Here is an 11,118-nt window from a genome sequence, read left to right on the forward strand (position 1 = left end):
CCGAAAACTGCACGCTTTACACAACCGTTACCGGAATCGACAACTCTGCCAAATGACTGCGAATGGGGTCCGACAACCGCGAATCCGTAATAATCTCGGACACCTGCGACAGGTTCACGACATGCGTAAACGCCTGCTGCCCAAATTTGCTCGCATCTGCCAGTAAAATCACGCGGTCTGCAATGCTGACCATTTTCTGCTTCAAACGGGCTTGCAGCTCATTCGATTCACTAATGCCCCGATCCAGATGCACTCCCTGACTAGAGAAAAACAGTTTATCCACATAATAGGATTCCAACGAGCGCTCTGCGAGCGGGCCTACAAACGACAGCGAGCGTTGAAGCAACTGCCCCCCCGTCGAAATGACCTCGATTTTTTCCTTACCTGCCAGCTCTGTTGCTACACGGATCGAATTCGTCAATATCGTCAGCGGAATATCCGGCAAAATCGACGCCATATACCAGGCCGTTGTGCTGGCGTCCAGCAAAATACGATCATGCGGCTGAATCTGCTTGACCGCTTCCTCGGCAATCCGGCGCTTTTCCTCTGCGTTCATAATTTCCCGTACCGCATACGGCGTTTCGGGCTGCTCGTTTTTGACGCTAACCGCTCCACCATGTGAACGGCGCAACCGTCCCGCCTGCTCCAGACGGTCCAGATCGCGGCGGATCGTTTCCTCCGTTACTTTGCACAGCTCACTCAACTCCGACACACGTATGCTTCCTTTTTCATTGACGAGCTGTACGATCATCTCATATCTTTCTGCGACCAGCATGGCAATCTCACTCCACATCTTTAATGTACAAAAAGTCCCGCCACCCGCCGGAATCGTCCGTAGGCATCCTCCCACGCTTCCGACTCAGCAGGTTCATACACCTCTACGGAAATAGAATCCGCGATGACCCGGCGTGCTTCCCATATATCGGCGAACTTTCCCTGTGCCATCCATTGTACCGCAAGATTGCCGATTGCGCTTGCTTCTGCGGGTCCAGCCCACACGGGTTTTTGAATCGAGTTGGCCGTCCATTGGCACAACAGCCGATTTTGAATCCCCCCGCCGACCATATGCAACCCGTTAAATCGTTGCCCTGACACCCGTTCCGTAAGCTCCAAAACGTAACGGTACTTCAACGCCAGACTTTCCAAAATACAGCGTGTAACCTCTCCCGGTGTCTCCGGCAATGGCTGCCCGGTATTACGGCAATATTGGCGTATGCGTGTTTTCATATCCCCGGCATGCAGAAACAGCTCATCGTCCGGGTCGATCAATGAAGCGAACGCCGGAGCCTGCTCCGCCATGTGTACCAGCTCAGGAAAGGAATAAGAGGTTCCTTGACGCTCCCACTCTCTGCGTGCCTCCTGTAAAATCCACAAGCCCATAATATTTTTAAGCAGCCTGTAGGTCCGGCCTACCCCGCCTTCGTTCGTAAAATTAAATCTCAGCGTATCGTCGTTGATCACGGGCTGCGGGGTTTCCGTTCCCATCAGGGACCACGTTCCGCAGCTTAAATATGCAAATGACCGCTCCAACGCAGGCACGGCAGCCACAGCCGATCCCGTATCATGTTCCGCGACCGCAATGACAGGAATCGCTTCGATGCCCAGATCGGTCATGACCGAAGAACGGATCGTACCTGCGGCACTTCCCGGCTCCAGTACCTTTCCAAACCAGGAACGGGGAATGCTGATACCAGACAAAAGCTCATCATCCCAGTCTTGCTGCAACGGATTATATAACTGCGTGCTGGTCGCATTGGAAAACTCATTAACCATTTCACCCGTCAGAAAATACCGCAGCAGATCGGGAATCATCAAGAAATGCTCTGCCTGCTCCAGCAACGGCGATTTCATCTTTCGCATAGCAGCCAACTGATACATCGTATTAAATGTCAAAAACTGAATCCCTGTGCGCTGAAAAATAAACTCCTTGCCTAGTCCTTCCTGAATTTCCTCCATCACCCCGTGGGTATGCCAATCCCGATAATGATAAGGGTTACCCAGCAATTCTCCGGTTTCCCCAATCAGTCCAAAATCGACCGCCCAGGAATCAATCGCCAGGCTGGACGGGTTCACTCCCATGTGCTTGGCTTTGAGCAGTCCTTGCTGAACCTCGTGATACAGACGCAACATATCCCAGTGCAGACGTTCCCCGACCTTGACCGGATCATTCGAAAATCGATGGATTTCCTCCACCTCTATACGTGAATCCGTCAATCGTCCGAGCAGAACTCTGCCGCTGCTTGCCCCCAAATCATATGCGAGGATGCTCACCAGCTAGCACCACCCTTGCCTCTTTGCAAAATCTGCGTGCCATAATCAGACGCTAAATAGGCTTTCATCGGATCAGCGGGTAGCCCTTGCTCCTCACGTATTGCCTTGAGCAATGGTGCAACGTCGAACTCAAACGCCTTGCGCACGGCATCCTCCGCACCCAGCACATCCTGACGATTCGCTGCTTCTTCCACCTCTGCATGATTGATCAGCAACGCCTTCGCATATTGAGTCTGCACATTCAGCACCGAGCGAATCATCGCCGGGATTTTTGGCTCAATATTGTGTGACTGGTCTATCAAATAAGCAATTTTGTCCACCGTATGCCGAATATCCGCATCTACATCCTGAGCCGCATTTAAAATTTGATAAAAAATCAAGAACAGCTCGTACGGATTCGCGGAGCCCACGATCAGATCATCATCCGCATATTTGTAGCTGTTAAAATGAAAACCGCCCAGACGCTTCTCATCAACTAGAAACGCAACAATATGCTCCACATTGGCTCCCGGCAGATGATGCCCTGTATCCACCAGCACCTGTGCCTGCGGTCCCAGCTTGGTCGCGTAATTGTACGCCATGCCCCAGTCGGCAATATCCGTATGATAAAAGGCTGGCTCGAACGCCTTGTATTCAATCAGCATGCGCATATCAGGCGTGAGCGCCTTATACATTTCGCTGAGTGCTTCCAGCATCCAATTTTTCCGCTTACGGATGTCTCCCTGACCGGGATAATTCGTTCCGTCTGCAAACCACAGGCTAAAATCGTTGGAACCTGTTTCCTTCGCAATATCCACGCATTCCAGCAGGTGGTTTGTTGCCTTGCGGCGGATTGCCGGGTCTACATTGGTGACGCTGCCGAGCATGTAATCTTCATCCTGAAACAGATTCGGATTAACCGCCCCAAGACTTAGCCCTAGGCTTTCGGCATGACTGCGAAGCTTGCCGTAATTGTCTACTTTATCCCAGGGTATGTGAATGGCAACGGATGGACATAAGCCTGTCACGGCATGAACCTGTGCTGCATCCTCCAGCTTTTCGAACGGATCACGCGGCACGCCTGTTTTTTGAAAGACTTTGAAACGTGTACCTGAGTCGCCATAGCCCCAGGAAGGCGTTTCTATGCTAAGCGCTTTCAGCTTTGTTTTTACTTGCTCCAGGTCAATACCTCGTTGTTGCTGCTGTTCCTCGAATAAGGCGTACGCTTTGTCACTCATCGTGGTTCCTCCTTGGAAAGTGAAGTGAGTTATGGGGAGGCGCTTCGCGTGCGGATTGTTCTTCCGATCGCTGTTGCAACGGGATTTTTTCATTTTATAACACATGATAAGGTTAAAATCCCGTTGCAAAGGCGAACACTTCGTTTCTTCAGAACAATTCCGCCCGCTCCGCTGCCAACCGCCATAAAGTCACTTCTCTTTTTAAGTTTTGGGTGTGCATTTTCGGAAAAATACAAAATACGAAACGTAAATAAGTTATTATTACTTATTTACATTTTTAATACTCTCCCATTTTCTAGCGTGTAAAGGCTGCGGGGACGCCACCGTCGATGGTGAGCATACAGCCTGTCGTTTTCTCCGCCTTGGATGAGGCGAAAAAGGCAATCCCCTCGGCGATATCCTGCGGGTAAATGTTTACCAGTAGCGTCGTCCGCTTGCGGTAGTGTTCTTCCAGTTGGTCTGGCTCGATGCCGTAGGCGGCGGCGCGTTCGTTGCGCCAGTTGGAGTTCCAGATGGCGGAGCCTTGCAGAATCGCGTCCGGCAAAATCGTGTTTACCCGAATGCCGTATTCACCACCTTCTGCGGCAATACAACGGGCGAGGTGCGCTTCCAGCGCCTTGACCGAGCTGTAGGCCGTTACATTTTTACCCGCATAGACCGAATTTTTCGAGCCAACGAACACCATGCTGCCGCCAAGTGTCTGCTCCTTCATGAGCTTGAACGCTTCCCGTGCCACCAAAAAATAACCTGTGCCCAGCACATTTACATTCAAATTCCATTCCTTTAATGATGTTTCATCGAATGGACTGGAGGTAGCCAGCCCCGCATTGTTGACGATGATATCTACACCACCATAGGTCAATGCCGTTTCGGCATAGGCAGCTTGAATCTGTTCCTCCTGCGTCACATCCATTTTGACTGCAATAGCACGGTTTTCTCCGTAGTGGTCATTCAGCTCGGCGGCCACCTTTTGCGCGCCTTCCAAATTCAGGTCGGCCAGCACGACGTGTGCCCCTTCATTCACCAGACGGCGTGCGGTTGCACTGCCGATTCCGCCTGCACCGCCTGTAATGAGCGCGATTTTGCGTGAAAATTCCGCTTCTGCCGGAGCAAGTGACAGCTTATACAACTCCAAGGGCCAATATTCCACGTTATACGATTCATTTTCACTAAGCGAAACAAACTGTCCTAACGCCGTCGCACCCCGCATCACCGCGATAGCGCGATGATACAAAGCGCCACTCACCTGCGCATTACTCCAGCTTTTGCCTGTGTTAATCATACCGATGCCCGGGATTAAAATCACACGCGGCGCGGCCTCAAACATAACGTCTCCCTCATGCCGATTGCGTTCAAAATAAGCTTGGTACTGCTCCTTATAGGCTGCGATACCCTCTACAAGCTTTATTTTTAAACCCTCAACATCCTTCACGTCCGGTGTCCAATCTACAAAAAACGGCACAACCTTGGTATGAACCAGATGATCCGGGCACGCTGCCCCGACCTGTGACAATACAGCAGAATCCTGACCATTTACAAACTCCAGCACGTCCTCTGCATCATCAAAGGTAAGGATCATTTTCTTCTCATCACTGACCGCTCCCCGAACGGATGGCATGACGCTAGACGCAATACTGCGGCGTTCCTCAGGAGTAAGCGCTTTATATTTTACGCCTCCAAACGACTGTTTTTCCTCTTGACGAGCTTTAATATAGCTTTCTGCTGCTTGAATAATTTCGATGGTTTTCGCATAGGCTGCCTCGGAAGTTTCTCCCCATGTAACCAGACCGTGCTTTTCCATCAATACCAATTCTGCTTGCGGATGATCGAGTACACCTTGGGCAATCATCTTGGATAGCTTAAAGCCAGGACGAATATAAGGTACCCATACAAAACGGTCACCGAAAATCTCTTTCGCAATGTCCTTGCCGTTATGCGCACAGCACAAGCTGATAATGGCGTCCGGGTGGGTATGATCCACATGTCTAAAAGGTAAAAAAGCGTGCAATAGTGTCTCAATCGAAGCACGCGGATGCTTGGCATCTATCATACAATTCGCCAGATACGCGACCATATCCTCGTCAGACATATCTTCTCTTTCGAACAAGGGACGGATATCCTCCATACGAAGCCCTGTAAAGTTATGCGCTTTCATCGTAGCTAGATCGGAACCGCTGCCCTTGACGTACATTACTTCTACTTCACGCCCGCGAAAATCCTGTATCGTCGTTTTGGCCGAAGTATTGCCGCCTCCCCAGTTACACACGCTCCTGTCTGTGCCGATAAGGTTAGAGCGATATACGAGCTGTTCCAGCGTGTTTTTTTGCTCAGATGCTTGTGAAGAATTCCACAGACTTTGTACCATAGGAAAAAGACCTCCAAGTTCAGTTTTAGTTTTGAATTACTTTATTACAGTGGTTATTCTTGGTTTATGGAGACTATAACACTTTTGTTTTCATTTGAAAATAATAAATACAAAAATAATCAAAAATAAATTTTAATTTTGAATAACCTGCAAGACGGATACATCGATCTGTGGGGCTACAGGTACTTGCGGTCAGTGCGCTGGTGTATAAGCTTTAAAATGCAATAAGACCGTGCCAGAATCGGGTTGTGAGAACCTTTTTCGGCACGGCCTTTTGGTAGGTAATTCACTTCATTGCCACGCATATTGCTACGAATCGAATACGCTCTGTTCCAAAGGAAGAAGACTCAGGGAATATCAAGTCGTTTTTTAACGACTGCTGGTACACCTGCAGCCATAGTAAATTCGGGTATATCGTCTTTGACAAATGCTCCGCCGCCAATTATAGACCAACAACCGATGTGACGTTTCTCCCGTACCGAGGCTCCAATGCCGATATAGGCTCCCTCATCTATAGTTACATTTCCTGCCAGATTCACACCGGGAGATATGGTTACATAATCTCCAATAGCCGCATCATGACTGACGCTAACACTCCGATTGATAATCACATGATGTCCGATCTTAATATTGTCCGACAGGACAGCCCCCTCAAAGATCATGCTTCCCTCTCCAATGGTATTTCTTCGAGACAGGCGAACATGGGGGTGTATTAGCGGGGCTGATATACGAAATCCTGATCGAATGGTATCATAAGCAAATCGCTTCTTCAATGCCGGGTCCCCCACTCCAGCGCATAGGAGCTCTACCTCATGTTTTAACAATTCTATATCAGCCAACGTCCCCAGTACAGGAACGCCATCTACCACCTGACCTTTCGTCTCAGGCCGTTCGTCTAAAAAGCCTGCCACTTGAATTTCCAGCTCTTCACATAACCAATTAATCTCCCTGGCATGTCCTCCCGAGCCCCAAATGACAATTTTTCTCATCTCGTTTTTTCTCTTCCTACGCTCCCGAGCACTTTTACAATTCTTTGAACGATTGTCTCGTCCAACTCTTCCCACAAGGGCAGGCTGACAATATGTTTTGCAATATACTCGGTAACATCAAGCGTAGAATGGGGATAGCTTCGGAACTGCTTCTGCTGATGGCATGCTGGAGAAAAGTAGGTTCTGGCTTCTATGGAATTAGAGGCTAATAATTCAACAACTTCTTGATTGCTGTGGGAGCCTGGACTAAGGATGGATATAAATTGGTGAACCACTGATCCTTGCAGTTTTTGTATAGACCATCCTCGTTCTAATAAGCCTGCTTGGCGCAGTTCTTGAAGATAATATTGGTAGATTGTCTTTCTATTCCCCCGTACAGCCTTGAATTGATCGAGAGTGGCTAAAGCGATAGCAGCGGTATACTCGGATATCTTACTGTTAAGACCTTGGATGACAGACTCCCTGCTGCTGGAGAAGCCAAAATTCCCCGCCTGACGAATCCGCTTAATGAGATCCTGGTCCATACTATATACTAGGCCACCCTCTCCAATACCGAAGGATTTGGTGGCATGAAAGCTGAACACTACGGCTCCTCCGAAGCCTTTTCCGAAATGTGTGGCTTCCTCCGGAGTTATAGTTCCAAAACTGGCAGCAGCATCGATGACTACCGGAATTCCTTGCTCCAGTAGCTTATTGTATACGGATAAATCAATGGCTGTACCGAAAGTGGCATAAGGAACGATTACCGCAATCTCATCCCCAAGCAGCTTGACTGTCTGCTCTAACTGCTCCCTGTTCATTTGCCAATTCTCCGGTTCAATGTCTAGGAAGTAGGGTTCAAGCCCGCACCACTCAGCAGCAAGTGGAGTGGCAGCAAAAGTAAAGCTTGGCATAACCGCATATTTGCCCTGGGGTCGCTTACTTTGAGAAATCGCCAAAATCAACCCGATGGTAGCGTTATGAACGGTCACTGCTGAACCGGTTCCATCAAACATTTGATTAATGACTTGCTTTTCAAAACGTTTATTTAGGGGACCATAATTGGAGTAAATCCGAGTCTCTTCTATTTTCTCGAAATTAGCAATAAATCGTTCCTTTTTTACTAAATTAGGCCGTAAGAAGGGAATTTCAAACATGATCCAACCTCCTTCGCACATGGGATGAGTAAAGCCAGAATGTTCAGTCTAACGTGGTTAATATCGTTTCAATTCGCTCGACATCTGAAATAAATTGTGGGAGACCCTTTATACGTTCATGATAAGAATGAAGAGCCGTTTTAAACAAATCGGTAGTATCCAAAAATCCGTCATCTCTTGAGGCAATCATAATATCCAACCATTCCGTGAACGCCTTTGGACCAAGTGTTTGATTATTTTGATTAGGATGTATTCGAAAATAGCTTAGCTCTTCAGAAATATAAACGGCTTTTCCTTTGGATAGTAAAGTCAACCAAGAAGCTAAATCATTAAGAAGAGAATACTGTTTTCCTTTATATACTCCAAACCGTTCGATAAGATCTGTTTTTTTAAATAACACTGTCGTAGGTTCACCAATCACATTTAAACACCGGGTTAATGCAACGTTTGCCAACATTCTTCCGTCCATGATTCTAGTTTCATCGTATAGCCTTTTCGTTGCATAGTTCGCTGGGATAAAAGCCCCTGATTCATTCATGGTTTGTCGATAACTGGTAACGAGTGTGATGTTTTCGAAATTCCGAAAAAAATGGATCATCTTTGCTATTTTTTCTTTATGAAACATGTCGTCATCCATCAAGTAATTGATGTATTCCCCTGATGCTAAGTCAAAACATTTGTGCCAATTTTCAAGAAAAAGATTCTTCTCATTTTTATGATATTGAATTTGGGGAAACGAATCTAAAAAAGGTTCAAGCATCTCTTGTACTTCAGGAGTTGTACTGTCATCACAGATAATGATTTCGATATTCGGGTAAGTTTGTTCCAATGCACTTTCGAGGGCGATTTTTAGTGTATGAGGTCGGTTATATGCAGGAATAACTATACTTACTAATGGATGTTCCAAGTTCCTCCACCTTTCTTTTGCGCTTCTTCTTGAAGTACTAATGAAGGTGCCTCAAGATATACACCTAAAAAGTCTGATGTATTCATTGGTTTCAACGTGGGTAACCTTTTGCTCACATACACATACATATATATTACTGGAAAATAAAATGATGATTAAAAAATGGAACGGTTTAACCAAAAATCCCGTCTGAATCGACACTTCGCTCTCGTCGGTGTTCGAAACCCGTAAAGGAGAATGATCATGCCACTGGATTTCACTCCACTATTGACAGCTCATATATTTGTATCAAAAAAGATTTTCAAGGAAGATTTAAAGGAATTAATAGAGAAGTTAGAAGAAAATCACATCACAGTGACTTTGTATCAGCCTGATGATCCAATAATAGAAAACAGCGTTCACAAACCGCGAGTCTACGTTTCATTGGGAGAAGAGTGGGGAGAATTTACAACACTAAAATTAATGCCTTTTCACGAAAAAAAACGCTGGTTACACTTCCAATCACCAGACGAAATTCAACCCATACATTTATTTTTCTGCTGGCTCAAAGCAACAGATCCTCTCCCGGAGAATAGGACAATTCCTTCAACTCAATTTTCTTCAGACACTCCTTTAGTATCCGTATTTACTGCCAGTTACAGGTCAAAAGAAAAAATTCAGCGACCTTATCAATCCTTGTTGAAGCAGACTTATCAAAATTGGGAATGGGTAATTGTGGATGACTCCGATGATGAAGATGAGACATATAAGCAATATTTACTCCCTTTAGAGGATCACCGTGTGCGGAGATATCGCCAAGACTCCCGCAATGGCTATATAGGGGCCATCAAAAGATACGCAGCAGGCCTATGTACAGGAGAAATTTTGGTAGAAGTCGATCATGATGATGAGCTAACTCCTGACTGCCTAGAGAAAATCGTTAAGGCATTTCAACAAAACCCTGAATGTGGCTTTGTATATGGGGATTGTACTGAGGTGTATGTGGGGAGCAATCATGCTCATTGGTATGGCTGGGATTGTGGTTTTGGTTACAGTGTTCATTATCGAGTCTGGCTGCATAAAATGAACAGATGGCAAAATGCACAAAAACATACGACTATTAATTGCAAAACCATTCGTCATTTGGTCGGCTTACCCAATCATCCTCGTGCGTGGACGAGGAACTGCTATCATCTGATCGGAGGCCATCGCAATGAACTGCTGGTAGCAGATGATTACGATATGCTGGTTCGGACGTTTCTTTGTACTAAATTTCTATACATCCCCGATTTGTTATATATCCAATATCGTAACGAAAATGGAAATAACACTACATTCCTCAGAAATAAGCAGATTCAGGTTCTTGTAGGGGAACTAAATAGAAGCTATTTTCAAAGAATTCAAATGAGATTGAAAGAGCTTGGTTTACCAGAGCAATTGCCTTATCGTCGTATATGGGAGACTTCTACAGATGATCCTGCCCGGAAATCTGCTCACGTTATTCAAGAAGACACTTCCAGATCGTCAATATTGTTCCCTATTCCCTATTCCAGTCCTGAAAAAGAGAATACCCAATTATTAAAGAGTCTTCAAGAGGGCATTGAAAAGAACTTTAAGGAGACAGAAATTGTGGTTGTAGGCCGTGTTCCCAATGAAGTTGAAACCTATGCTTCCAAAGCTCCCATGGGGGCCATACGATGGTGGCCAATGGAGCCAAATGATTCATTAGAAACTTGTATTCAATATGCAAAATTTATTGCCTCCTGTAAAAAAAAGGTGGTTGTATTGCCGTAATTTTCAAGTAGGATGATCAGACATTATTTCTACAGTTAGCGCGTGCCGACACTCCATCGGTGCGCGCTGTTTAAGTTTCCCTTGCGCTGAATTCATTTAATCGTGTGTTGTACGCTTGAGACGTGTACTGGAAACCCCTGCAAGCTAACAGGCGTGAACACCGTGTAACCCGCATAGTTCTTCAATTAAATGGTAAGGTAAGCATTTACGTGTAACTGACCCTTTTTCCTCTTGTTACCACAAGATTTTTTTCGAGTGTTTACTTGAGGGGATAATACCAAAATGGGACTTCGACAAATTTTTTTCAGCGTTCATACGACAAAAAATGACCCAAAGGTTACAAATAACCTTTGGGTCATCTAAATTTACATATACCTTAACCTTAAGGTTAGAGAATGCCTTAAGATCCTTACGGTTATGCAGGTCCTTGGTCACCTTGTGGTCCTTGATCACCTTGTGG

8 protein-coding genes are annotated in these 11,118 nt (G+C 46.2%); 1 reads left to right on the forward strand and 7 read right to left on the reverse strand.

What is annotated here, in order from left to right; all coding sequences use genetic code 11:
* Positions 1 to 16: 16 nt before the first annotated feature.
* The 7 genes from L696_RS0127580 to L696_RS0127610 form a co-directional block, all read right to left on the reverse strand.
* Positions 17 to 775, reverse strand: a complete 759-nt coding sequence (locus tag L696_RS0127580; protein WP_025686521.1) for a DeoR/GlpR family DNA-binding transcription regulator — start codon at positions 773 to 775, stop codon at positions 17 to 19.
* Positions 776 to 795: 20 nt separating this feature from the next.
* A complete protein-coding gene (gene rhaB, locus L696_RS0127585; protein WP_025686522.1) occupies positions 796 to 2,271 on the reverse strand; it encodes a rhamnulokinase in 1,476 nt (491 codons plus the stop codon).
* Positions 2,268 to 3,488: an L-rhamnose isomerase gene (gene rhaI / locus L696_RS0127590; RefSeq protein ID WP_025686523.1), complete on the reverse strand. Its 1,221-nt coding sequence runs from the start codon at positions 3,486 to 3,488 to the stop codon at positions 2,268 to 2,270. The genes rhaB and rhaI overlap by 4 nt, the downstream gene beginning before the upstream one ends.
* A 295-nt stretch (positions 3,489 to 3,783) precedes the next feature.
* A complete protein-coding gene (locus L696_RS0127595) occupies positions 3,784 to 5,853 on the reverse strand; it encodes a bifunctional rhamnulose-1-phosphate aldolase/short-chain dehydrogenase (protein WP_025686524.1) in 2,070 nt (689 codons plus the stop codon).
* A gap of 347 nt (positions 5,854 to 6,200) precedes the next feature.
* Positions 6,201 to 6,842 carry an acetyltransferase gene (locus L696_RS0127600; protein ID WP_025686525.1) on the reverse strand — a complete coding sequence of 214 codons (642 nt, stop codon included), beginning with the start codon at positions 6,840 to 6,842 and terminating at the stop codon, positions 6,201 to 6,203.
* Positions 6,839 to 7,978 carry a DegT/DnrJ/EryC1/StrS family aminotransferase gene (locus L696_RS0127605; protein ID WP_025686526.1) on the reverse strand — a complete coding sequence of 380 codons (1,140 nt, stop codon included), beginning with the start codon at positions 7,976 to 7,978 and terminating at the stop codon, positions 6,839 to 6,841. The genes L696_RS0127600 and L696_RS0127605 overlap by 4 nt, the downstream gene beginning before the upstream one ends.
* 43 nt (positions 7,979 to 8,021) lie before the next feature.
* Positions 8,022 to 8,885 (reverse strand): glycosyltransferase family 2 protein, encoded by an 864-nt coding sequence (locus L696_RS0127610; protein ID WP_025686527.1) that lies wholly within the window; start codon positions 8,883 to 8,885, stop codon positions 8,022 to 8,024.
* Positions 8,886 to 9,128: 243 nt separating this feature from the next.
* On the opposite strand from L696_RS0127610, the gene L696_RS0127615 reads away from it, so the two are divergent.
* Positions 9,129 to 10,658, forward strand: coding sequence for a glycosyltransferase (locus tag L696_RS0127615; protein ID WP_025686528.1), 1,530 nt, complete (start codon positions 9,129 to 9,131; stop codon positions 10,656 to 10,658).
* Positions 10,659 to 11,118: the final 460 nt, after the last annotated feature.

Source organism: Paenibacillus maysiensis (genome assembly GCF_000520815.1).
GTDB lineage: Bacteria > Bacillota > Bacilli > Paenibacillales > Paenibacillaceae > Paenibacillus > Paenibacillus maysiensis.